The sequence below is a fragment of the Pseudomonas lini genome (assembly GCF_030812475.1).
Classification (GTDB): Bacteria; Pseudomonadota; Gammaproteobacteria; order Pseudomonadales; family Pseudomonadaceae; genus Aquipseudomonas; species Aquipseudomonas lini_A.
In genome coordinates this window covers 184,881-208,101 of the sequence record NZ_JAUSSR010000002.1, presented here as the reverse complement: position 1 = coordinate 208,101, position 23,221 = coordinate 184,881, and the positions used below count along the sequence as shown (strand labels likewise).

Annotated in this window: 19 protein-coding genes; 9 read left to right on the top strand and 10 right to left on the bottom strand. The window is 59.1% G+C overall.

Annotated features, from left to right (window positions below):
* Positions 1-36: 36 nt before the first annotated feature.
* Positions 37-651 carry a nitroreductase family protein gene (locus J2W17_RS04785; RefSeq protein ID WP_307330051.1) on the top strand — a complete coding sequence of 205 codons (615 nt, stop codon included), beginning with the start codon at positions 37-39 and terminating at the stop codon, positions 649-651.
* A gap of 131 nt (positions 652-782) precedes the next feature.
* Here the strand turns inward: J2W17_RS04785 and J2W17_RS04780 are convergent, their stop codons facing one another.
* Positions 783-1,664, bottom strand: coding sequence for a LysR family transcriptional regulator (locus J2W17_RS04780; protein WP_307330048.1), 882 nt, complete (start codon positions 1,662-1,664; stop codon positions 783-785).
* 158 nt (positions 1,665-1,822) lie between these two features.
* On the opposite strand from J2W17_RS04780, the gene J2W17_RS04775 reads away from it, so the two are divergent.
* The 4 genes from J2W17_RS04775 to J2W17_RS04760 are packed head-to-tail and all read left to right on the top strand — an operon-like array spanning position 1,823 to position 5,486.
* On the top strand, positions 1,823-2,839 hold the full coding sequence (locus J2W17_RS04775; RefSeq protein WP_307330046.1) for an LLM class oxidoreductase: 1,017 nt from the start codon (positions 1,823-1,825) through the stop codon (positions 2,837-2,839).
* Positions 2,836-3,636: a sugar phosphate isomerase/epimerase family protein gene (locus J2W17_RS04770; RefSeq protein ID WP_307330043.1), complete on the top strand. Its 801-nt coding sequence runs from the start codon at positions 2,836-2,838 to the stop codon at positions 3,634-3,636. Before J2W17_RS04775 ends, J2W17_RS04770 begins: the two co-directional genes overlap by 4 nt.
* A gap of 15 nt (positions 3,637-3,651) precedes the next feature.
* On the top strand, positions 3,652-4,458 hold the full coding sequence (locus J2W17_RS04765; protein WP_307330040.1) for a sugar phosphate isomerase/epimerase family protein: 807 nt from the start codon (positions 3,652-3,654) through the stop codon (positions 4,456-4,458).
* A gap of 44 nt (positions 4,459-4,502) precedes the next feature.
* Positions 4,503-5,486, top strand: a complete 984-nt coding sequence (locus tag J2W17_RS04760) for an LLM class flavin-dependent oxidoreductase (protein ID WP_307330036.1) — start codon at positions 4,503-4,505, stop codon at positions 5,484-5,486.
* A 140-nt stretch (positions 5,487-5,626) separates the two neighbouring features.
* Here the strand turns inward: J2W17_RS04760 and J2W17_RS04755 are convergent, their stop codons facing one another.
* The 5 genes from J2W17_RS04755 to J2W17_RS04735 all read right to left on the bottom strand — a co-directional run bounded on the left by J2W17_RS04755 (position 5,627) and on the right by J2W17_RS04735 (position 12,091).
* Complete coding sequence (locus J2W17_RS04755) at positions 5,627-6,409, bottom strand: (S)-acetoin forming diacetyl reductase (protein WP_307330033.1); 783 nt, start codon at positions 6,407-6,409, stop codon at positions 5,627-5,629.
* Between the two features lie 43 nt (positions 6,410-6,452).
* A complete protein-coding gene (locus J2W17_RS04750; RefSeq protein ID WP_307330030.1) occupies positions 6,453-7,784 on the bottom strand; it encodes a carbohydrate porin in 1,332 nt (443 codons plus the stop codon).
* Between the two features lie 120 nt (positions 7,785-7,904).
* A complete protein-coding gene (gene gabD, locus J2W17_RS04745) occupies positions 7,905-9,353 on the bottom strand; it encodes an NADP-dependent succinate-semialdehyde dehydrogenase (protein WP_307330027.1) in 1,449 nt (482 codons plus the stop codon).
* A 105-nt stretch (positions 9,354-9,458) separates the two neighbouring features.
* Complete coding sequence (locus tag J2W17_RS04740) at positions 9,459-11,129, bottom strand: flavin-containing monooxygenase (RefSeq protein WP_307330024.1); 1,671 nt, start codon at positions 11,127-11,129, stop codon at positions 9,459-9,461.
* A gap of 161 nt (positions 11,130-11,290) precedes the next feature.
* Positions 11,291-12,091 (bottom strand): SDR family NAD(P)-dependent oxidoreductase, encoded by an 801-nt coding sequence (locus J2W17_RS04735; RefSeq protein ID WP_307330022.1) that lies wholly within the window; start codon positions 12,089-12,091, stop codon positions 11,291-11,293.
* Positions 12,092-12,404: 313 nt separating this feature from the next.
* Here J2W17_RS04735 and J2W17_RS04730 point away from each other — a divergent pair, with 313 nt between their 5' ends.
* A complete protein-coding gene (locus J2W17_RS04730; RefSeq protein ID WP_307330020.1) occupies positions 12,405-14,273 on the top strand; it encodes a sigma-54-dependent Fis family transcriptional regulator in 1,869 nt (622 codons plus the stop codon).
* 164 nt (positions 14,274-14,437) lie between these two features.
* Here the strand turns inward: J2W17_RS04730 and J2W17_RS04725 are convergent, their stop codons facing one another.
* From J2W17_RS04725 to J2W17_RS04715, 3 genes are read right to left on the bottom strand one after another with little or no spacing between them, the layout of a single operon-like run.
* Positions 14,438-15,676, bottom strand: coding sequence for a CaiB/BaiF CoA transferase family protein (locus J2W17_RS04725; RefSeq protein ID WP_307330017.1), 1,239 nt, complete (start codon positions 15,674-15,676; stop codon positions 14,438-14,440).
* Between the two features lies 1 nt (position 15,677).
* A complete protein-coding gene (locus J2W17_RS04720; RefSeq protein WP_307330014.1) occupies positions 15,678-17,216 on the bottom strand; it encodes a 3-hydroxyacyl-CoA dehydrogenase in 1,539 nt (512 codons plus the stop codon).
* A gap of 3 nt (positions 17,217-17,219) precedes the next feature.
* Positions 17,220-18,005, bottom strand: a complete 786-nt coding sequence (locus J2W17_RS04715) for an enoyl-CoA hydratase (protein WP_307330011.1) — start codon at positions 18,003-18,005, stop codon at positions 17,220-17,222.
* A 238-nt stretch (positions 18,006-18,243) separates the two neighbouring features.
* Between J2W17_RS04715 and J2W17_RS04710 the strand changes: the two genes are divergently transcribed.
* The 3 genes from J2W17_RS04710 to J2W17_RS04700 all read left to right on the top strand — a co-directional run bounded on the left by J2W17_RS04710 (position 18,244) and on the right by J2W17_RS04700 (position 21,660).
* Positions 18,244-19,110, top strand: coding sequence for an IclR family transcriptional regulator (locus J2W17_RS04710; RefSeq protein WP_307330008.1), 867 nt, complete (start codon positions 18,244-18,246; stop codon positions 19,108-19,110).
* A gap of 58 nt (positions 19,111-19,168) precedes the next feature.
* The gene (locus tag J2W17_RS04705; protein ID WP_307330005.1) at positions 19,169-20,323 is read left to right on the top strand and encodes an acyl-CoA dehydrogenase family protein; all 1,155 of its coding nucleotides are present in this window, start codon (positions 19,169-19,171) and stop codon (positions 20,321-20,323) included.
* Between the two features lie 62 nt (positions 20,324-20,385).
* Positions 20,386-21,660: an MFS transporter gene (locus J2W17_RS04700; RefSeq protein ID WP_307330002.1), complete on the top strand. Its 1,275-nt coding sequence runs from the start codon at positions 20,386-20,388 to the stop codon at positions 21,658-21,660.
* 103 nt (positions 21,661-21,763) lie between these two features.
* On the opposite strand, the gene J2W17_RS04695 is transcribed toward J2W17_RS04700, so the two are convergent.
* Entirely contained in the window at positions 21,764-23,215 is a 1,452-nt protein-coding gene (locus J2W17_RS04695) for an aldehyde dehydrogenase (protein ID WP_307329999.1), read from the bottom strand.
* Positions 23,216-23,221: the final 6 nt, after the last annotated feature.

The following is a 23,221-nucleotide window of genomic DNA, read 5'->3' as shown; positions in this document are numbered from 1 at the left end:
GGTCTGCGCATTCCTCTTTCCCGCACAGAGATCACCATGTCTGGTATTGCTGAAGTTATTAAGTCGCGCATTTCCGCCAACAGTTATGACACTGAACGTGAGTTGACGGATCAACAGGTCACCGACCTGGTCGATCTGGCCACACACGCCCCTTCCGCCTTCAACCTGCAAAACTGGAAGTTCCTGGCCGTTCGCAGCACCGAGGCAAAAGCGCGGTTGCTGCCACTGGCCTACGGCCAACAGAAAGTCATGGATGCCGCCGTGACCTTTATTGTCTGTGGCACCCTCAATCCCCATGAAACCCTGCCCTCAGCCCTGAAACCGACCCTGGATGCCGGCATCATTGACCAGGCGATCTACGACATGTGGCTGGGCGCCGCCCAAGGCATGTACCAGCAGAACCCGCAGTTGCAACGCGACGAAGCGATCCGTTCAGGCTCGCTGGCCGCCATGACCCTGATGCTCGCCGCCAAAGGGCAAGGTCTTGTTTCGACTCCCATGATCGGGTTCGACCCGTCGGCAGTGGCGCAAGCGTTCGGTCTCTCCACTATGGAGATCCCGGTGATGTTGATCACCGTTGGCTACCCTGGCTCGGCCAACTGGCCGCAAAAGCCTCGTAAAGCGGTTGACGACGTTCTGCAATTCGTGTAAGCGAATGCTGCCAGCGATTGCCAGGCAATCCCTGACTTTCGCTGGCCGTTGCTGGTCGACTCGATACCAACCGCTGGCTCAAACTCCGCCGACGCCCTGCCCCCAGCGCGTCGCAAGGCAACCATAACGAATCACGTCAGGCGGGATGTCATGAAGCTCACGAACGCCTTTATCTTGGGCAACGGCTGACGGCTGGATGGCCAGAGAATGGCAAACGTGCGGTGGTCGCGAACGTAGCGATCCAATATCGGCACCAATCGTCCGTCAGCGATGGCGTCCTCGACGAAAAAATCAGGCAGGCAAGCGATTCCCTGTCCCGCCTCGGCCATCGCCAATAACGGCTCAATCGCGTTGGCGGTAGCCGACTGTCCCGGTTCAACACTAACCTGCCCCTTTTTGACCACCAGAGGCCAGGCGTCGAGTTTACCGCTGGTGGGGTATCGGTAACGCAGGCAGGCATGGCCGGACAGTTCCGATGGCCGTGAAGGTACGCCCTGCAGCGAAAGATAGTGGGGCGACGCCACCAGGCGATGACTGTAGCCGTTGAGCTTGCGCATCATCAGCCGCGAGTCTTCAACTTCTCCGATACGCATCACGGCATCAAAACCCTCCTCGATCACGTTGACCAACCGATCACTGAACTCCAGCTCCAGTTCCACTTCGGGATAGGCCTGCTGAAACGCAATCAAGTGCGGCATCAACCTCATCCCCAGCTGCGGCAAACCGAGGCGCAACTTCCCCTGGGGTTTACCGGCGGCCTGGGTGAGCTCCCGTTTGGCAACTTCGTACTCGGCAAAAATTCGATGGCAGCGTTCCAGAAACAGGCTGCCCTCGGACGTCAGGGTGATGGCACGCGTAGACCGGTGAAACAGCCTTACACCCAGTTCGTCCTCCAGTCGCGCAACCGCCTTGCCCACGGCCGATGAAGAGACCCCGGTTCTGCGTCCGGCTTCGGTAAAGCTGCGCGTTTGCGCTGCATGAACGAACGCGTTGAGCGCTCCAAAATGATCCATGGTCACCTCAGTCTATTTGAGCCTTTTATTCGCAAATGATCGGAATTTCATCCTGTTTTTCTTTCCAATCATACAACTTATAGTCACCGCCATTGTGACTTCTCCCCGCGCTGTCGCACCGCGAAGTTACCTTCATCCGACTAGACGAGAGACCTCGAATGACTTCGATGCCTTGCCCCTATGGACTTGCGCCAGAGCTCAGGCAACACCCCGGCTTCGCGCGGGTTTTCCAACCAGGCCATTTGACCTTCGGTTTTATTGCGCCGCTGGAAAGCTATCCCGATAGCCCGGGCCCGACCCTGCAGGATCACGCGCAATTAGCCCAAAAGGTTGACGAAGCGGGGTTTTCCGCCATTTGGCTACGGGACGTGCCCTTTTACGATCCGAACTTCGGTGACGTGGGTCAGATCCTTGATCCGCTGGTCTATGCCGGCTTCCTCGCCGCCGTGACCACGCAGATAGCCATCGGTACTGCCGGCATTGTCCTGCCCCTGCGCGATCCGTTGATCGTGGCCAAGCAGGCCGCGAGCATCGATCAGTTGCTTGGGGGACGATTCATTCTGGGCCTGGCCACAGGCGATCGGCCCGTGGAATACCCCGCCTTCGGACTCGACTTCAGTAACCGCGCCGAGCGTTTCCGTGACGCACTGGCAGTCATTCGTGCCGCCTCGGAAACACACTGGGCCGTGCACCGGACGCAGTTTTATGGCCTGTTGAATGGAGAGATTGACCTCGTTCCCAAACCAGTAGGCCCACGTATGCCAACCATTATCGTTGGTCAGGCTGGTCAGTCGCTGGAGTGGGTCGGCAAAAACAGTGACGGCATCCTTTCCTACATTTCCAATCCTGTCCTGATTCCCCAGATCATCGAACGGTGGCGTGCAGCCTGTGGCGACAACGTCTACAAGCCCTATGGCTACGGCACGCTGTTCGACCTCGACCGAGATCCAAACCATCCTCTGCAGGCCGGGCGCGTGCTGCGTGCAGGGCGAAACGCGTTGATCGAACACTGGAAACGTCAACAGGATCAGGGCGTCGGTCACGTTGCCCTGCACTTCAAACCTCAGCGACGCCACGCCTCGGAAGTCATCGACGAACTGGGCGAATACCTCTTGCCGCACTTTCCAAGTGCGTACTTACCTGTTGAACCAACGCCAGCGCAGGCCCACTCATGAATCGACCTCTGCATCATATGGATTTCATTTTTCAGACGGCCTTGGGGACCTACCCCCTCGCGGCGCAGTGCGAGATGCTCGCCGAACTCGGCTATCAGGGGCTGACGATGTCTGCCTGGAGCAAAGACCTGAATTCGATCGCCCAGGTCAAACCGACCTGGGGCCTGGACGTCGGTGCGGTCTACCTGATCTATCGCAGGGGCCTGGAATCGTTCGTGACCAACCTGTTCGAGACCATCGAGGGCTGCACCACCATCGAACTGGCCCTGCATTCCGGCGACGAAGTCACACACTTTGACCGCCAGATGCTCGAGCACCTGCTGCCGATCTGCGAGCGCCGAGGCTTGGCGATCAACCTGTACCCGCACGCCCGCTACGGCATGCAGACCACCACCGAGGCGGTGGCCCTTTGCAAGGAGTTCAACCATCCGCGCCTCAACATCGTGTTCAACGGGTATCACTGGTACGCGACTGAAGAACAGGCTCTGGAGCAGCGCCTTGATGCGATGTGGCCGTGGCTGAAACAGGTGAACATTGCCGGCACTCGGCGCTCCCCACTCGGATGGGGCGGCCTGGCCACCATCGAACCGCTCGATGAGGGGGAAATGGACAACTTCGTGTTGTTGGGCGCCCTCGAACGGCGTGGCTTTGACGGACGGTTTGGCGTGCTCGGTTGGGAAAGCATGGGCGGCGATGTCTACGGCAACCTGCGCCGCTCGGTCACCGCCTTCCGGTCCATGGAACAACGGTTGGCCGCCCACCCTGAGTGGGCTGTCCTGACCGATTCGCCGCACTGAGCCAGGAGAACAATCATGGCTCATCGCATTCATGCACTCGATTCCTTCTTCTACTCCTCGATGGGCGTATACGCCTTCCAGACGCAGTGCGAAATGTTGGCCGAGATCGGCTACGACGGCATCACTGTGGCTGCCTGGGGTGGCACACCACTGACTGACCTAAGCTTGCTGCCCAGCGTCCGGGAAAACCATGGCCTGCACATCGAGGGCCTTTACCTGGTGTTGCATGAGGGGCGCAACGACGCCCTGATAAAGCGCATCGTCGAAACCGTCGAGGGCGTCGAGCTTATCGAGCTGGCGATACAGACCTCTGTCAATGGCGCCCAAGCCATTCTGCGGTTCATCGAGTCGCTGCTGCCCATTGCCGAACGGCGCGGGCTCCGGATCGCCTTGTATCCGCACCTTCATCATGTCACCCAGACCACTACGCAAGTCGTGCAGATTTGCGAGCTCTTCGCTCACCCCCGCCTGGGGGTCTCGTTCAATGGCTATCACTGGTACGCCAGCCAGGAAGGCGAACTGGAAAAGCGTCTTGGCGCGATGAAACCCTGGCTCATGCAAGTGGTGACCTCTGGCAGCGCACTGTCGCAGCTGGGCTGGGGCGGCGTGGCGACCATGGAGCCGGTCGACCGTGGTGAGATGGACAACTTCGCCTTGATCGCCGCGCTCAATCGCGTCGGTTATACCGGCAGCATCGGCGTGCTCGGCTGGGATTACGGGGGTGACATTTACCTCAAGCTCCAGCGCTGCCTGGCAACTCTACGGGATATCGATCAGCGCCTGGAACGTCATCCGTCCTGGTCAGATTTCCCGCTGAAGTAGCGGATTGCCGCGTCACAGTCCTCAACTCAAAAACGGAACATGCAATGACAGCTCTTTCTGTGCTTGACCTCATGATGATCGGCGAAGGCAAAACCTTTGCCCACACGATTGATGACGCCACATGTCTGGCGCGCCACGTGGAAGCCCACGGCTACAAACGCTACTGGATCGCCGAGCACCACGACCTGCCGGGGATTGCCTCTTCGGCGACCACCTTGCTCATTCAGCATCTCGCTGCGGCCACCAGCACCCTGCGAGTCGGTTCCGGTGGAATCATGCTACCCAACCACTCCCCCCTGATCGTGGCGGAGCAGTTCGGGACATTGGACACCTTGTTTCCAGGCCGTATCGATCTAGGCATTGGCAGAGCACCTGGATCAGCAGGGCTGGCTATTCGCGCCATGCGCGGCGACGCCTCCGAGCGCGACTTCGCGCAAGACATCCAGCAGTTGACGGACTATCTGGCGGACAACGGAAATCAGCCGATTCGTGCAATCCCCGAACCCCATGACGTGCCGCTATGGCTACTGGGTTCAAGCCTCAATAGCGCGGATCTCGCTGCGAAAATGGGGCTTCCTTACGCATTCGCTTCACATTTCGCGCCTCGATTCCTGATGCAAGCCATCACGCACTATCGCGCCTCGTTTCGGCCGTCGGCCTTGCTGGACCGCCCCTATGTCATCGCAGGCGCAAATGTCTTCGCTGCCCCATCACGCGCCGAAGCCGATTACCTGGCGAGTTCGCACCGTCATTGGGTAAGCAATTTGTACGCGGGCAAAGCAGGTGCTCTGCCGCGCCCGCAAGAGGGCTTTATGGAAAGGCTCGCCGACGTAGATCGCCACAATCTGGCTCAAGCCATGTCTTGCACTGCAGTAGGCGACAAAGATGATGTGGGAAGTTGGCTGCGCCAGTTCATCGCGACCACCGAGGCGGACGAGATCATGATCGATGCGAGAATTCATGACCCCGACGCACGCTGCCGCTCCTATCAACTGGCCGCGGAATCCATTGCCGACCTGCTTGACTGAGGCGTCCATGCGCTGAGTTAACGCCAGTAAACGGTACTGGAGAATGCCGTGACACAAGGCGCCGTCAATTTGCTTGAATGATTGACGACGCCTGTTTGGGCCGATCCTTGCTTCAGCGGCGCATGGCTGCCAGTCCAGACTTAATTAAAAACCATTCCACCGTCAATAATGACAGCCTGACCTGTCATGTAGTCAGAATCAGGGCCGGACAAGAATGAAACACAGGCAGCAACATCCTCCGGCTGAGAAAGTCTCTTTAACGCAATATGCTGGGCAAATTGCTCCATCCCCCATTCAAAGCTTTGATTAGCATTGTCCGCCACATCCTGGGCAACCTTGCGCATCATGGGTGTATTCACAATACCAGGGCAATATGCGTTCACCGTAATGCCAAGGTGAGCCAATTCCCTGGCCGCCGTTTGGGTGATGCCACGCACTGCAAATTTAGTCCCGCCATAAACAGCCAGGTCTGGATTTCCGACATGACCTGCCTGCGAGGAGGCACTGATGATCTTGCCACCGTGCCCCATTTTTTTGAACGCATTTACCGCGGCCTGTATCCCCCACAAGACACCACCCACATTGATATCGAACGTTCTCCTGTAAATCTCTGGCGTAATCGATTCAATCGGAGCAATAGGCGCGATACCCGCATTATTGATGACAACATGCAGATCGCCCAAACCGTCCACCGCTTCCTGCACGGCTTTGAAGACATTATCGCGATCGGCCACGTCAACTGTTATCGCCAAGGCTCTCCCGCCCCCTTTGTTGATTCTTTCAGCAACATGAGTGGCGGTTTCAAAATTCATATCGGCACAGGCCACCGCAAAACCATCTGACGCCAATCGCAAAGCAATGGCCTCACCGATCCCTTGACCTGCACCTGTAACAAAAGCAACTTTTCCCTGGGATTTACTCATTTCGGTTTTCCTTCTCATCGTTATGGGGAAATCAGACAGCGGTCTAGAAGCTCGCCTGGAGCTTCACGCCTGCGACCAAGGCGTTCTCCACTTCGTAAACGCCGCCGGGGTGACGGACGTACTGCACGTTCGGGCGCACGGTCAGCCAGTCGGTGACATGCACGCCATAGTTGAGCTCAATGTTGTATTCGCTGTGTTGAACGGGGACGTATTGCGAGTTGTCGTAGTCGTCGATGCCCGCGCTTTGATTGATCTGGCGCTGGCGTTTGCTCACGGCATCGTTGACCAGGAGCCGGGCGATACCCAGGCCGATGTCATCTTTTGGTCGGGCATCGAACGGGCCTTTGTAGACCGCGCCGATGTTCTGGAAACTCTCGATGCCGCTGGTGGCCTTGTCATGGACGGTCAAGCTCGCGAAAACGCTCAAGCCACGTGACGCATCGCCGTGATGGGAGGTGAGTTGCTGCTGGCCCATGATCCACGCGCCATGTTTGCTGCTGCGGGATTTGGGCGCCTGGCCGGTCAACCCTTGCGGCTCACCGTTGACATCGTCATACACATCATCGGCGCTGGCGCTGCTGTGGTAGTAACCCAACCGGTATTCACCCGGAAGTGCTTCGCTGCCCAGCGTCGGTTTCCAGATCACCTCTACCGGCACCAGTGCGCCTTGGGTACCGCTGCCGCTGAGTTTAAAGCCGTTGCCAGTCTCCAGGTTCGAAGGGTTTTGCTCGTACACCCCGACCTGCACCGCCCACTGTTCATCGATGTTGTAACGAACCCGCCCTCCCCACTGGCTGACGGGACCGCTGTACCAGACGTCACCGGCGACGTTGCCGATGGGTGCGCTGCAGAACGACAGGCTCTGGAAGTCACAAGGGAAACTGTTGAAGTCTTCGTTGACCCCCAGGCGCCCCAGCTTGAGGTCCAGAGCACCGTCGAAGAACGTTTGCCGGTACCACATCTGGGTCAGGCGCCAGGTTTGGCCTCGGCCCCACACTTCCTGAACGGAACTGAGTTGCGGCGCACGCGGGTCGGAGATTCGCTCGTTGGACAGGTTGTTGCCATTGCGCTCAGTCACCAGCAATTGGAACTCTGCATCATTCCAGCCCAGCAGTTTTTGCAGATCCAGGTGTGTGCCCAGGGCCCACTGGGCCGTGTAGCGCGCCGTCCGGTCATCGTTGTAACCGCCGTGCAGATTGGCGGCCGCTTCACCGGTATACCCAACGATGACATCCACCCCCTTTTCCAGCAATTCGCTGCGTGCGCCCCCCCAGTCTCCCGTTCCCCATCGGGACGAAGGGTCTGCTGCTGATACAGGGGCAGCCATACACGCCAGTAGCCCGAACCCCAACGGCAGGTTCCAATAGATGTTCATGTCGATTTTTACTTATTTTTATGTTTGCGACACAGCGTTATCTGGACCGCAGGGCAATGCCCCTGCGGTCACCAAGAAAGCGATAAATTGAAAGATGGGCGGTGGCGGGTTAACGGCCTGTCAGATGCCTGCCAGGCACAGGTACTTGATTTCGAGATAGTCCTCGAGACCGTACCTGGAACCTTCCCGGCCGACACCGGACGCCTTGATACCGCCAAAGGGCGCGGCCTCGGAGCTGATGATTCCAGTATTAACCCCGACAATGCCGTACTCCAGGGCTTCACCGACGCGGAACACCCTGCCGAGGTTCGCGGTGTAGAAGTACGCCGCGAGGCCAAACTCGGTGTCGTTGGCTTTGGCGACAACCTCAGCGTCATCAAAGAAGCGGAAGACCGGTGCCAGCGGGCCGAAGGTTTCTTCCTTGGCGACCCGGGCATGGTCAGGCACATCGACCAGGATGGTGGGTTCGAAGAAGTTGCCGCCAAGGGCATGGGCGGCCCCTCCTTTGATGACCTTGGCACCTTTGGCCAGAGCATCTTCAATATGCTCGCGAACCTTGGCGATGGCCTTGCCATCAATCAACGGGCCAAGGGTGACGCCGTTGGCAAAGCCGTCGCCAATCTTCAGCGCACCCACCGCGCAGGCGAGTTTGTCGACGAAGGTGTCGTAGACCTTGTCGTGGACGTACAAGCGGTTGGCACAGACGCACGTTTGCCCGGCGTTACGGAACTTGGACGCCAGCGCGCCCTCCACCGCCGCATCGAGATCGGCATCTTCAAAGACAATGAACGGCGCATTACCGCCCAGCTCCAGAGAGACTTTCTTGATGTCGTGGGCGCACTTTTCCATGATTTGGCGACCGATTTCGGTGGAGCCGGTAAAAGAAATCTTGCGCACGGCCGGGTTGCTGGTGAACTCTTCGGCAATCTCCGCTGCCGCGCCGGTCACCACCGACAGTACGCCCTTTGGAATGCCCGCCTGCTCGGCCAGGTAGACCAGCGCCAATGCCGAAAATGGCGTTTGGGAGGCCGGCTTGATGACCATGGTGCAACCGGCCGCCAACGCGGGGGCGGCTTTACGGGTGATCATCGCGCTGGGGAAGTTCCATGGGGTGATGGCTGCGCACACACCCACGGGTTGCTTGATCACCAGTAGACGCTTGTCCACGGCCCCCGGGATCAGGTCACCGTAAACACGCTTGGCTTCCTCCGCATACCACTCGATGTAGGAAGCGCCGAACGTGATTTCTCCCAGGGCCTCGGGCAATGGCTTGCCCTGCTCCAGGGTCATGATGTGGGCCAGATCGTGCTGATTCTCGATGATCAGGTTGTACCAGCGGCGCAACGTGTTGGCGCGTTCCTTCGCCGATAGCTCACGCCAGGCGGGCAGCGCGCGCTCGGCAGCCTCGATGGCTCGACGGGTCTCGGCCTTACCCATGCGAGGGACCTGGCCGATGGTGACCTGGGTCGACGGGTTGACCACTGTGATGGTGGCAGCGTTGTCGGCAGCCAGCCATTCACCGTCGATATAGGCCTGTTGGCGCAAGAGTTGAGGGTTGTTCAATATCACTGCAGGTTCTCCGTTGTGCGGCGCAATTACGCCCGTTCGACACTCGCCTGGGCCGCTGGCGCAGCAGGCGAGTGCAACCGTTTTTGCCAGTGGCGTGGTTGTCGATCAGTGCAGTGCTTTTTGCGTTTGCTTGTCCGCTACACCCACGGCCTTGAACCTGAAGCCGCGGTATTCATCGTTTTTTACCGCCGTCAGTTGTTCGCTGAAGGCGCCCAATCCGCCCATGTAGAAGTAAACCTTATTGCTCTTGCCGGGGATGTTGGCGCCGAAGATCCACGAGTCGGTCTTGGCGAACAGGGTCTGATCGGCGATTGCCTGGCAGGTCACTCCCCATTCATGCTCGCTTTGCGGGTCGGGTTCCACGCATGCCAACTCGTTTTCTTCCATGAAGGTAATCAGTTCGGACACCCACTCCACTTCGGTTTCAATAGTGGGTGGCAGGTTGGTGAAAGGACCGTTGGGGCCGAGGATCATGAACATATTGGGAAAATTGGCGGTGGCGACCGACATATAGCTCGAAGGTCCGTCGGCCCAGTGATCGTTTATCGAGACATTGTCGCGCCCGCGAATATCAATGCGCTTGTAGTTGCCGTCCACGGCATCGAAGCCGGTAGCGAACACCAGTACATCCAGCTCGTGTTCAACCCCGTCTGCGGTGCGAATGCCCTTGGCGGTGATTTCCTCGATCGGGTTGGCCTTGACGTCGACCAGCGACACGTTGTCCCGGTTGAAGGTGGCGTAGTAACCGCTGTCACACAGTGGCCGTTTTGCGTAAAGGTCGCGGGGCATCAACTTGCGTGCGGTTTCCGGATCCTTGACGATTTCAGCGATTTTCCCCCGCACGAAGTCCTGGGCGGCGAGGTTCGCTTCTTCGCTGGTGGCGATGTCATTAAAGGTCTGGAACATGTAGCGAAAACCGCCACCACCGTCCCAGGCCCGCTGGAATATGGCTTTTCGTTCAGCGGCGTCGACGCTCATCGTCGGAATATCGCTTTCCTGGAAACCGAACGCCAGACGCGAACTGCGCACTTCTTTCCAGATGGCGTCGTAGTTGCGCTTGATGTCATCGACATATTCGCGGCTGAGCGGGCCGTTACCCACAGGCACTGTGTACTGCGCGGAACGTTGGAACACGGTCAAGTGGCCGACCGTTGGTGCGATCGCCGTGATCACCTGGCAACCGGTCGAGCCGGTACCGATGACGCCCACCCGCTTGCCCTCCAGCACGGCATCGGCAGGCCAGTTGGCCGTGTGGTACCTGTGGCCCTCGAATTGATCGAGGCCTTTGATCTTGGGTACGTTAGTCGCAGAAAGCAGGCCCAGCGCCGTGACCAGGTACTTGACGCTGTATTGGTGACCATTATCTGCAGTGACGAGCCAACGGCTGCATTGCTCGTCGAACACCGCAGAGGTGATCCCGGTCTCCAACTGAATATCACGACGCAGGTCATGTCGATCGACCGCGTGGTTGAGGTAGGACAGAATCTGCGGCTGGGTCAGATAGCGGGTGGTGATATCCCACTCCTGGCACAGCTCTCGGTCCCAGGAGAAGCAATAGACAAACGATTCACTGTCGGATAACGCACCCGGGTATCGGTTCCAAAACCAGGTGCCGCCGATACCGCCCGCCTTATCGAAGGCGCGTACGTTCAAACCGAGTTCATCGCGCAACTTCTTGAGCATGTAAATGCCCCCGAAGCCCGCGCCAATCACGATGGCGTCGTAATCAATGATGTCGGTGCCAACGGAACGTTTGGCCAGAACTGTAGTTGTCATTATGTTCTCCTGTTTCGGTCATTGCGCCCGCAGACCTCACTAACGCCAATGCGTTTTTGAAGATTGCGGGCAAGCCGCATCCGTATCCCTTGACTGAGCGTTCAGGGAAAGTGGTCATCAAATTCGGGGTTGAGCGGGTCAGTACATTCCCGCTTGCTCAACTAGAGCGAGAAGCCGCCATCGACGGCGATCGCCTGGCCGGTGACATGGGGGGCACAGGCCAGGTAAACCGCCAGTTGGCCCATGTCTTCTACTGTTTGCGCCTCGCCTTGGGGCAGAAGGCTGGACTGGTGCCGCTCCCAGGACTGTACTTCCGTTTCCCCAGGCTGGGCCCAGCGTGCGGACAGCCCTTCATCACCACGCCACATGCCGGTGCCGACCACCCCTGGACACAGGGCATTGACCGTGATGCCTTCGCGGGCAACTTCCTTGGCAAAAGCGTTGGTAAAGCCGATCACTGCAAATTTGGAAGCGCTGTAATGGGACAGGTCCGGAAAACCGACTTTGCCGGCAATCGAGGCCAGGTTGATGATTCGCCCGAAATTGTGCTCGCGCATCAGCTTGAGTTCAGCCTGGCAGCACAGGAATACACCGCGGGCGTTGATGTTCATGATCCGGTCCCATTCGCTGACCGGTAATTCATCAACTCTGCCGAGACTGACCACCCCCGCGTTGTTGACTGCCACATCGAGACGGCCAAATGCCTGTCTGACCTGTCCGATCATGTTCGCGACGCTCTCGGCCTTGCTGACATCGACTTGCAGGGCGACAGCTCGACGACCCAGGGCGCGAACATTGGCGGCGGCCTCTTCAGCGATGCCAATATCGTAATCCGCGAGCACCAGGTCAGCGCCAGCCTGGGCCAGGCTTAGCGCAATGCCCTGACCGATACCGCGTCCGGCACCGGTCACCAGGGCAACTTTGCCTGTCAGGGAGAAATCGACAGCTTTGAATCCGCTCATGTGATGCCTCTGTTCATTATTGTTGTTGAGATACGGCCGTCTCATGCGGCCCGCCGAGACAGTCAGAGCAAGTCGAATGCCAAGACTGGAATAATGGGCTGAAAGGCCCGGAACAGAGAGGTTTAACCTTGAGAATATACGGCGACACAACGGGCAGGACCAAGACATAACGGCTCTCTCTCCTCACGCCCTGCTGCGAATACTGAGATGTTATGTCTCACCGCAACCGATTGACCGATTCAGCTTGAAGGGGCTGTCCAACCCGCCTTTAATGAGCCTCACAGAAAAATAAGATCCAACCTTCGGAGGTACCATGTCCTCTGGCTTTTCAAAGATTCACGTCGAGCATGTGAATCGGGTGTTACGCACTGCCGAAAATGCCCCGACCCTGCCGGTGCCCAATGTCATCCTCGATTCCTGGCGCCGTTCGGTACAGCATCACAAACTCGACCCCGGTTCATTACAAGGCCCCAGGATCCTTGAGGCTCACCAACTCCATGAACACCGCGAGCGCGTCGACGACTTCTTGCACCTGGCGGGCGATGAAATGTCGCGACTGCACGGCCGCGTTCGTGACGCCGATTATTGTGTGATGCTCACCGATACGCTGGGTTGTACGGTGGACTACCGCATCGATCCGACGATACGCGGCGAATACCGCCGCGCGGGCATGGATGTGGGAACCTGTTGGTCGGAAAGCGAAGAAGGCACGACCGGCGTCTGCGCAGTACTGATCGACAAGCTGCCCGTCACGGTGCATAAGCACGATCATTTCCGCGCAGCGTTCATCGGCATCACTTGCTCCGCGGCACCGGTGTTTTCGCCGAGCGGCGAGATCCTCGCGGTCCTGGATGTTTCCTCGATCCGCTCACCGGAGGACCGGCGCAGCCAGCACCTGATTCGGCAGATGGTCATTCAGAGTGCCACTGACATCGAGAATGCGTACTTCATGTACAGCACCCAGGATCTTTGGGTGATGCGCGCACACCCCCTGCCCGGTTACATCGACAGCCAGCCACAGTACCTGTTCGCCTGGGATCGCGATGGCAGGATCGAGGCACTCAACCCTGCCGCCCGCCGACTCCTGTTGCAGCGCTGTGGAAGGATCCCCACCCATATTGAAGAGGCCTTCGCATCGGCACGACTGCCCGCCTCCGGTGATGACAGCATCCACTACCTGTCGTCGATAGGCCTGCATGTGCGCCTCAAGGTGCCAAGAAGACCCACCCGTGTGCCGATGGCCGGCAATGTGGCTTCAGCACTCGATCCCAAGGTCGCCCAAGCCCTGGAGTTGGCGGTGCGCGTCAAGGACCGCGGGCTGCCGGTACTGATCCATGGCGAAACCGGGGCAGGCAAAGAGCACTTCGCGCTGCAACTGCATGCTGCCAGCAAGCGACGTGACAAGCCCTTCGTAGCAGTCAACTGTGCGGCAATTCCTGAGAATCTAATCGAGAGTGAGCTGTTTGGTTATGCAGCCGGCGCGTTCACTGGCGCGTCCAGTAAAGGCATGCGCGGTCTGCTGCAGCAAGCTGACGGCGGTACGCTGTTCCTGGATGAGATCGGCGACATGCCGCTAATGTTGCAAACCCGTCTGCTCAGGGTTTTGAGCGAGGGAGAGGTGGCGCCACTGGGCGGTGCGCGACCGCAGTCCATCGACATCCAGGTCATTTGCGCCAGCCACCGTGATATCTCCACCCTGGTCGATACCGGCAGCTTTCGTGAGGACCTGTTCTTTCGGTTGAGCGGCGCGCGCTTCGATATCCCCCCGCTACGTGAACGCAAGGACAAGCTGGCGTTGATTACCAAACTTCTGGATGAAGAGTGTCAGCGCTCGGGGGAGTCGATGGAACTGAGCGAGAGCGCGTTGGAAATGCTCTTGAATTACAGCTGGCCAGGCAATATGCGGCAGCTGCACCATGTGCTGCGATACGCGTGCGCTGTCTGTAAAAGTCAGGTGATCGGTGTTGAGGACCTACCCGCCACGCTCGGCGTGAGTGCCCCGGTGAAGGGACAGGAGACAGTATCCGGGAGCCCGGAACGCCAGGCATTGATCGATACGCTGGTGCGCAATCGCTGGAAACCCGTGCTGGCGGCTCAGGAGCTGGGCATTTCCCGGGCAACCCTGTATCGCAAAGTAAACCTGCACGGGATCAAGATGCCGGGCAAAGGCTCCTACAACTGAGTGACACCAGGCGCTATGAACATAGCGCCTGGTCCTGTCGCTTCTCGTCTCAGATCAATTGTTGCAATTGCGGCACCGCCTCGAACAGATCCGCCACCAGGCCATATTTTCGCAGCGGCCTCAGCCACGGCGCCAACGCCTGACCGGCAGCGAGGTTCTACAGATCAGCGTTCGCCAAGCTGCTCGATGACACCGCGTGCCTTCAACCCGGCCAGGCGTTCATCGTCCAGCCCCAACTGACGCTTGAGGACTTCATCGGTATGTTCACCCAGCATCGGGGCCGGGCGCAGGTACTCCACCGGCGTGCCTGACAACTTGATGGGACTGCCCACCGTCACGAAATCGGCCTTCAGTGGATGGGGAATGTTCACCAGCATATTGCGCGCTTTCACCTGCGGCTCATCCAGTGCCTGGGCGATGCTGTTGATTGCCCCTACCGGCACACCCTGCGGATGAATGCGTCGCACCCATTCATCCGCAGTAGCCCCGAGAAAATGCTGCGTAAGAATGTCGATGATCGCCTCCCGATGGGTGACTCGGTCCGCATTGCGCGCGAAGCGTGGGTCTTCAGGAAGGTCCGTCAGACCGATAGCCTCGCACAGCGCGACAAATTGGGAGTCGTTGCCGCAGGCAATAATGAAATCCTGGTCACTGGCGCGAAATACCTGATACGGCACGATATTGGCGTGGGCGTTACCGTAGCGGCCCGGGGGTTTGCCGGAAGCCAGGTAGTTCTGGCTCTGGTTGCACAGGGTGGCGACCTGCACGTCCAGCAGCGCCATGTCGATGTGTTGGCCCACACCGGTTTTTTCCCTGCTGAGCAACGCAGCCTGAATAGCGACTGTGGAGTAAAGCCCGGTCATCAGATCAGAAAAGGCCACGCCCACTTTCTGTGGGCCTCCACCAGGCAAGTCATCACGCTCCCCGGTGATGCTCATCAGCCCGCCGATCCCCTGGATGATGAAGTCATAACCCGGCTCCGCAGCCCGCGGCCCGGTCTGCCCGAAGCCGGTCACCGAGCAATACACCAGCCGCGGATTGAGCCGGGACAAGGTGGCATAGTCCAGCCCGTATTTGGCTAACGAGCCGGCCTTGTAGTTTTCGATCAGCACATCGCAGTCGGTGGCCAGTGCACGCACCAGCTCCTGGCCTTCGGCGCTCGCCAGGTTCAGTGCCACCGATAGCTTGCCGCGGTTGGTCGATTGGTAGTAGGAGGCTTCGTGGGTAGCCTCATCGTTCTGACCCTTCATCCACGGCGGCCCCCAACCACGTGTGTCGTCACCCACGCCAGGTCGTTCCACCTTGATGACTTCTGCTCCCAGGTCGGCCAGGGTCTGGCCACACCAGGGGCCGGCCAGCACCCGGCTCAAGTCGAGTACGCGGTATCCAGTCAAAGCACCCATTTCATACCACCTTTGTTTGTGCGCGTTCGGTGTGGCACAACGACAGGCCAAGGCTCGCGCGTCGGCGCAGCCAGGGGCCCGGCCGGTAACGCGGATCGCCGGTCAATTCGGTCATGCGTTCCAGGATGGTCAGCAAGCGTTTGCTGCCGACACTGTCGCCCCAGGCCAACGGCCCCTGCGGATAACCCAGCCCGCGGCGCACACCCTCATCCAGGTCCTCGACGCTGGCGATGCGCTGTTGGACGATATCGCCGGCCAGGTTGACGATCATTGCCAGCACGCGCTGGGCGACGAAGCCGACACTGTCGTTGATAACGCTGACACCGACGCCGTCACGAGCCAGCAATGCATGCGCGGCATTGCCCATGTCGACTCGGGTTGCCGGGGTCGGCATCAGCGTGCGGTAGCGAGCGCTGTCGAGCAGCGGGTCGATGCAGACTGTGCGCGTCGGGTCGGTGGCAAAACGTTGCGCCGCGCTGGTGGCATCCAGGCCATAGGGCGCCAGCAAGCAGAGCGCTTCACTGGATGGTGTAGCGCCCTGCTCTACCTGCGCGCCCAGTCGCTCCAGCAATGCCATCAGGCTGATACGATCGGTCTCGCTCTCGGTACCCAGCCACACCGGCGGTAGCGTTTCCACCACCGGTACTGCCTGCGCCGGGGGCGCATCAACCATTTGGCCGTTGGCATACCGGTAAAAGCCTCGCCCGACCTTGCGACCGACGTACCCGGCCTCAAGCATCTGCCGGGTCAATGCGGCCGGGCGATAGCGAGGTTCCTGGTAAAACTGGTTGTAGATTGACTCGATCACCGGGTGCGAGACATCCAGTGCTGTAAGGTCGAACAGCTCCAGCGGCCCCATGCGAAACCCCAGACCTTCGCGCAGGATGCGGTCGATTTCGGCGGGCTCGGTCACGCCTTCCTTGAGAATCTGCAGGGCTTCGGTGCTGTAGGCTCGCCCCGCATGGTTGATGATGAAACCTGGCGTGTCCTTGGCGCGTATACCACGGTGGCCCATGCGCGCCGCCAACGCCTGCAAACGATCACCGACTTGCGGATCACTGGCAAGGCCGTCGATGACTTCCACCACTTTCATCAGTGGCACGGGGTTAAAGAAATGGAACCCCGCGACACGTTCAGGACGCCGACATTCCCGGGCGATGCTGGTCACGGACAGCGAAGAGGTATTGGTAGCCAGAATGCAATCGTCAGCGACGACCGCTTCAAGCTGTGCGAGCAACGCCTGCTTGGCATCGAGGCGCTCGATGATGGCTTCGACGACCAGGTCGACGTCCTTGAGCTCGGTCAGCGCGGTCGTTACCTTCAGGCGATCGAGTGTGGCCTGTGCGTCTGCACCGAGAATCTTGCCCTTGCTCGCCAGCTTGTCCAACGTCTGTTCAAGGTCATCGCGAGCGGCCTGGGCGGCGCCTTCGCGGTTATCGAACAACAGGACCGAAATACCAGCCTGGGCTGCAATCTGGGCAATGCCGGTGCCCATGATGCCAGCCCCCACCACCGCCATACGGTTGATCTCGCGTGTCATGAATCACTCTCCCGAGAAGGTGGCTTTGCGTTTGTCCAGGAAGGCATTGGCGCCCTCTTTCTGGTCCCTGGAATCGAACAGCAACTGAAACGCCTTGCGCTCCAACGCCAAGGCGCTGTCCAGGGGCAAGTCGGCCCCTAGCAGCATCACTTCCTTGATCTGCGCTACAGCCAGGGGCGGCAAGGCGGCTATTTCAGCGCCCAGCTCAAGGGCGCGCGGCACTGTGCGCTCGTCACTCACCACTTCGCTGACCATGCCCATGGCTAGCGCTTCAGGGGCCGCGACCAGGCAGCCCGTCAGTGCGATACGCATCGCCTGGAACTTGCCGACGGCGCGAATCAGGCGCTGGGTGCCACCGGCGCCCGGCATCAGGCCAAGCTTGACCTCCGGCTGGCCGAAGCGTGCCGATTGCCCTGCAACGATGATGTCGCAGTGCATCGCCAGTTCGCAGCCTCCCCCCAGCGCAAAACCATTCACCGCTGCGATCACAGGTTTAGGGCACCGAGCGATCGCCTCCCACAAATACTCCGTGTGGCGGCGGTACATCTCGATCGGACTGGCCTCGGCGAACTCGCGGATGTCGGCACCGGCGACAAAGCATTGTTCTCCACCGGTGAGAACGATTGCGCGTACCCGGGCATCACCGGCAAGCGAACGAAAGATTTCTGCCAACTGTTCGCGCACTGCGCTATTGAGCGCGTTCTTGACCTCGGGTCTCTGGATTCGTACGACAGCAACGGCATCGTCACGGATTTGCAAGTCCACTACAGCATTAAGCCGGGAGTCCATATCTACCTCTTATTTTTGTTTCGCTATACGAAATTGAATACCGTAATTACGATCAATCATAGATAGGCTTTTGAATTTCTGTAAACAGGAAATCCACTAAATCTGTTTAAACCCTTTAAATACAAGCATTTGATTGTCGTAAATAAAATAGATTGGTTTTTTTAGAAGCACCGAATACAATTCCGTCTAGCGAAACTGAATTTTATTTACTTGCATTTCTCGAAAGCGAGGTTCTACCATGGGTCGCAACAAGGCAGATCACCAGGCCGTGGACCAGGCGAAAGGAACGGATGAAATTGGCTTGCTGAAGATGGGGATGCTCGATCCCGCCAGCGCGCTGAGCGATGACGAAAGCAGCGGCCAGTTCGTGACGGCGTTAGCACGCGGGCTTGAGCTGATGAGGTGTTTCACCCCGCGGGACAACGTACTCGGTAATCAGGACCTGGCGCGGATGACCGGGCTGCCCAAACCGACCGTGACGCGTCTGACCAATACGCTGATGCGGCTGGGCTGCCTCAAGCGTGAAGTGCATTCAGGCAAGTATCAGCTGGACGTCGGTGTGTTGGGTTTCGGTTACGCCATGTTGTCGAATCTGGCGATTCGCACGGTGGCGCATCCCTTGATGGAGGAGTTGGCCAATCACGCTCAGGCGGCCGTCGCGATGGCCGCCCGCGATCGACTTCAGATGGTGTACCTGGATGTGGTTCAGGGTCAGGGCAACATGACCATGCGCCGGCAGATCGGCAGCTACTTGCCGCTGGCACAGAGTTCGGTGGGCCGGGCGTGCCTGGCTGCGATGCCGGAAACCGAGCGGGAATTTCTGCTCGACCACATCCGCCAGCGCGAATCGGAGCAATGGCCAGCCATCCGCAAGGGCCTGGACAAAGCGTTCAGGGATTTCGCCGACTACGGCTTCTGCCTGTCGATCGGAGAGTGGCACCGCGACGTCAATTCCGTTGCAGTGCCATTGCTACACCCGCAGTACGGGTTACTGACCTTCAACTGCGGTGGACCGAGCTTTCAGCTACCCCGTGAGCAGCTCGTGGACGATATCGGGCCTCGCCTGATCAACATGGTCAATAACATTAGCGCCGCTGCTCGCTAACGCAACGGAGTAACGGCGCCCTAAAAAACCGGCTCGCTTGCGAGCCGCAGGAGCGCACATGATCCGTGATACCGAAACCCTGCAGATACTCTTGGATTCCCTTCGGCAGTTCGTCAGCGAAGTGCTGATTCCCCGTGAAAACGAAGTGGCTGACACCGACGCGATCCCCCAGGACATCGTTGAGCAGATGCGGGAAATGGGCTTGTTCGGCCTGACGCTCCCGGAAGAGTTTGGAGGCTTGGGCGTCACGATGGAGGAAGAGGTGAATATTGCCTTCGAGCTGGGCCGCACTTCACCGGCGTTTCGTTCCTACATCGGGACCAACAACGGCATCGGCTCCATCGGTATCCTCCTGGACGGCACTGAAGAACAGAAGCATCACTACCTGCCCAAGCTGGCCAGTGGCGAGCTGCTCAGTTCCTTCTGCCTGACAGAGCCGGACGCCGGTTCAGATGCCGCCTCGCTCAAAACCAACGCCGTGCGCGATGGCGACAGCTACATTCTCAATGGCACCAAGCGCTTCATCACCAACGCCCCGCACGCCGGCATCTATACGGTCATGGCGCGAACCAATGCCGAGATCAGGGGCGCCGCCGGCATCAGCGCGTTCGTTGTCGAGCGTGGAACACCCGGCGTGTCGCTGGGTAAGCCCGACCACAAAATGGGCCACAAAGGTGCCCATACCTGCGACGTGATATTCGAGAATGCACGGGTCCCCGCCAGCCAACTGATCGGTGGTGTCGAAGGCGTAGGCTTCAAGACCGCGATGAAGGTACTCGACAAGGGGCGTTTGCATATCGCGGCTTTGAGTGTCGGCGCCGCTGAGCGGATGCTCGACGATGCCTTGCGCTACGCGCTTGAGCGCAAACAGTTTGGCAAGCCGATTGCCGAGTTTCAACTGATCCAGGCCATGCTCGCCGACAGCAAGGCTGAAATCTATGCCAGTCGCTGCATGGTGCTGGATGCGGCACGCAAGCGTGATGACGGACGTAACGTCAGCACTGAAGCCTCCTGCGCCAAGATGTTCTCCACTGAAATGTGCGGACGGGTCGCCGACCGCTGCGTTCAGATTCATGGTGGCGCCGGCTATGTGAGCGAATATGCCATCGAGCGCTTCTATCGGGATGTTCGTCTGTTCCGCATTTATGAAGGCACCACCCAGATCCAACAGCTGGTCATTGCCCGAAACATGATCCGCGACGCGCAAAGCTGAGGCCACGGACTTTCAATTCCCGGCTCAAGTCACCTCCCATATAAATACAATAAGGTAACGCTATGGACGCTGCTGCTCAGGCGAGTGCGACGACGCACGCCAAATCCAGTACCTGGGTACTGGTCTTCATCTTCTGCTTTCTTGGATTGTTGATCGACGGTGCCGATCTGATGCTGCTGTCCTACAGCCTCAGCAGCTTGAAGGCCGAATTCGGCCTGACCAACGTAGAGGCCGGCAGCCTGGGCAGCTTCACCCTGGCCGGAATGGCCATCGGTGGCATCTACGGTGGCTGGGCCTGCGATCGTTTCGGCCGGGTGAAAACCGTCGTCTGGAGTATCGTACTGTTTTCCGTCGGCACCGCTGTCCTGGGCCTGACCCATAGCTATTGGCAGTTCGCGATCACCCGGTTCGTGTCCTCGCTGGGGATCGGCGCATTGTATGTGGCCTGCAACACGCTGATGTCCGAATACGTGCCTACCCGCTACCGCACAACAGTACTCGGCACCCTGCAGGCAGGCTGGTCGGTGGGGTATATCGTTGCGACGCTGCTGGCTGGCTGGATACTGCCCATCCATGGCTGGCGCTGGCTGTTCTACATCGCCATTATCCCGGTGATCCTGGCCGTGGTGATGCAACGTTTCGTGCCGGAGCCACAAGCCTGGATCAACGCTCAGGCCGAGCGCGCCAGGAAAAAAATCACCGGCACCCAACAGTCAATCCCCGCAAAACGCGAGAGCATGTACAAGCTGATCTTCAGTGATCCGCAGGCCAGTCGGATGTTTATCTTCTGGGCCCTGACTGCCGGCTTTCTGCAGTTCGGTTACTACGGTGTGAACAACTGGATGCCGACGTACCTGGAAAGCGAACTGGGCATGAACCTCAAATCCATGACCAGCTATATGGTGGGCACCTATACCGCCATGATCCTTGGTAAAATTCTGGCTGGCATCGCGGCTGACCGTATCGGGCGTCGTGCCGTGTTCGCCTTTGGCGCCTTGGGGACCGCGTTATTCCTGCCGGTGATCGTGTTATTCCAAAGCCAGGAAAACATACTGTGGATGTTGGTGGTGTTCGGCTTTTTGTATGGTGTTCCTTACGGTGTAAACGCCACGTACATGACCGAAAGTTTCGAAGCCAAATTTCGCGGGTCCGCCGTGGGCGGTGCCTACAATATCGGGCGTCTGGGTGCAGCGGTTGCCCCGGCCGCTATCGGCTTCCTCGCCTCGCATGGCTCGATCGGTGTGGGTTTTCTGGTCATGGGTGCGGCCTACTTCATCTGTGGCGTGATTCCGGCGCTGTTTATCAGGGACAAGCAGTTCGACCCGCAAAAGCAGTAGCGCTTTGTAATCCCTGGAGGCATGGCGGTGCGGCTAATGAGACAAGGCTGTGCCGTGGCACCCGAGTGCAAAAAAACCGGCGCATTACGCGCCGGTTTCAATCCTAGAATGGATAAGGCTGGTTGGAGGGTTCAACCGTGACCCACTTGACCTCGGTAAACTCCTCGATGACTGCGCTGCCATCAAAGCGTCCATAGCCGCTCTTCTTCATCCCACCGTAGGGGGCCTGAGGCTCGTTTTGCACGGTAGCGCCATTGATGTGTACGCAGCCGGCATCCAGTCGGCCGGCCAACTCCAATGCCCGTGTGACATCGCGACTGAATATTGAGGACGAAAGACCGTAGGCGGTGTCGTTGGCCACCTGCAGCGCCTGCTCGGCGCCTTTTACCCGGACGATCGTTGTCACCGGGCCAAAGGTCTCTTCGTCGTAGATCGACATCTCACGGGTCACCCGATCGACCAGTGTCGGGCCCATCAGGGCATTTTCCGCCAGGCCGCCAGCCACGATGTCAGCACCCTTGCCAATGGCGTCGTCGAGCAGATGGTTGATCCGTTGTACAGAGCCCTGACCGATCATCGGGCCAATCACGCAGCCTGGAGTCGTCGATGGAACGCCCGTCTCCAGCGACCGCACGCGTTCTGCGAAACGGGAAACGAACTGGTCGGCAACCGCTTCATCGACCACGAAACGCTCGGTCGACATGCAGATTTGTCCCTGGTAAAGGAATGCTCCGAAAACGGCGGCATTGACTGCCCCGTCGATATCCGCGTCATCCAGGACGATGAAAGGGGCTTTGCCACCCAGCTCCAGGAGGCAGCGCTTGAGATGACTGGCACAGGTCTGGGCGATCATGCGGCCGACCTTGGTCGAGCCGGTGAAATTCACTCGACGCACAACGTCATGCGCTACCAACGCTTCAGTTACGGCAGACGCGTCCTCTGGCGCGCTTATCAAAAAGTTCAACACGCCCGCAGGCAGACCGGCATCGTAGAACGCTTCGGCCAGCAATGCATGAGTACGTGGGCTGCTTTCCGAACCCTTGAAAATTACCGTGTTGCCACACGCCAACGGGTAGGCAATAGCGCGTGCGCCAAGGATGACCGGACCGTTCCAGGGCACGATGCTCAGTACCGCGCCCACCGGTTGGCGCAACGTCATCGACAGTGCGCCCGGTTTATCTGTAGGAATGGTTTCGCCTTTGATTTGTGTGGTCAGGGCCGCGGCTTCACGCAACAGGTTGGCCGATGCGCCCACGTTGAATTGTGCCCACAGTTGCGAAGCGCCGATCTCTTCGGCCATGACCGAGCAGAACTGCGCCATTTTCGATTCCAGGGCATCGGCAGCCGCCAGCAGAATGCGCCGGCGCTCGGTTGGGCCGGTTCTGGACCACGTCCGAAAAGCGCGCTGGGAAGATTCGGCGGCACGGATGGCGTCCTCGACGCTGCAGGCTGCACCTACGCTCACGGTAGCGGCGCTGAGCGGATCGACACGCTGGAAGGTCTTGCCATTGGAGGCGTCGAGTTTTTGATTGTCTATTACGAGTTGAACGTTCATTGCAGG

Bases quoted from the DNA above. Each gene is read 5' to 3' on its own strand.
- J2W17_RS04775 (WP_307330046.1), top strand. From the start codon at position 1,823: ATGACTTCGATGCCTTGCCCCTATGGACTTGCGCCAGAGCTCAGGCAA.
- J2W17_RS04760 (WP_307330036.1), top strand. From the start codon at position 4,503: ATGACAGCTCTTTCTGTGCTTGACCTCATGATGATCGGCGAAGGCAAA.
- J2W17_RS04765 (WP_307330040.1), top strand. From the start codon at position 3,652: ATGGCTCATCGCATTCATGCACTCGATTCCTTCTTCTACTCCTCGATG.
- J2W17_RS04730 (WP_307330020.1), top strand. From the start codon at position 12,405: ATGTCCTCTGGCTTTTCAAAGATTCACGTCGAGCATGTGAATCGGGTG.
- J2W17_RS04700 (WP_307330002.1), top strand. From the start codon at position 20,386: ATGGACGCTGCTGCTCAGGCGAGTGCGACGACGCACGCCAAATCCAGT.
- J2W17_RS04695 (WP_307329999.1), bottom strand. From the start codon at position 23,215: ATGAACGTTCAACTCGTAATAGACAATCAAAAACTCGACGCCTCCAAT.
- J2W17_RS04735 (WP_307330022.1), bottom strand. From the start codon at position 12,091: ATGAGCGGATTCAAAGCTGTCGATTTCTCCCTGACAGGCAAAGTTGCC.
- J2W17_RS04770 (WP_307330043.1), top strand. From the start codon at position 2,836: ATGAATCGACCTCTGCATCATATGGATTTCATTTTTCAGACGGCCTTG.
- J2W17_RS04705 (WP_307330005.1), top strand. From the start codon at position 19,169: ATGATCCGTGATACCGAAACCCTGCAGATACTCTTGGATTCCCTTCGG.
- J2W17_RS04740 (WP_307330024.1), bottom strand. From the start codon at position 11,129: ATGACAACTACAGTTCTGGCCAAACGTTCCGTTGGCACCGACATCATT.
- J2W17_RS04720 (WP_307330014.1), bottom strand. From the start codon at position 17,216: ATGACACGCGAGATCAACCGTATGGCGGTGGTGGGGGCTGGCATCATG.
- J2W17_RS04785 (WP_307330051.1), top strand. From the start codon at position 37: ATGTCTGGTATTGCTGAAGTTATTAAGTCGCGCATTTCCGCCAACAGT.
- J2W17_RS04755 (WP_307330033.1), bottom strand. From the start codon at position 6,409: ATGAGTAAATCCCAGGGAAAAGTTGCTTTTGTTACAGGTGCAGGTCAA.
- J2W17_RS04780 (WP_307330048.1), bottom strand. From the start codon at position 1,664: ATGGATCATTTTGGAGCGCTCAACGCGTTCGTTCATGCAGCGCAAACG.
- J2W17_RS04715 (WP_307330011.1), bottom strand. From the start codon at position 18,005: ATGGACTCCCGGCTTAATGCTGTAGTGGACTTGCAAATCCGTGACGAT.
- J2W17_RS04710 (WP_307330008.1), top strand. From the start codon at position 18,244: ATGGGTCGCAACAAGGCAGATCACCAGGCCGTGGACCAGGCGAAAGGA.
- J2W17_RS04725 (WP_307330017.1), bottom strand. From the start codon at position 15,676: ATGGGTGCTTTGACTGGATACCGCGTACTCGACTTGAGCCGGGTGCTG.
- J2W17_RS04750 (WP_307330030.1), bottom strand. From the start codon at position 7,784: ATGAACATCTATTGGAACCTGCCGTTGGGGTTCGGGCTACTGGCGTGT.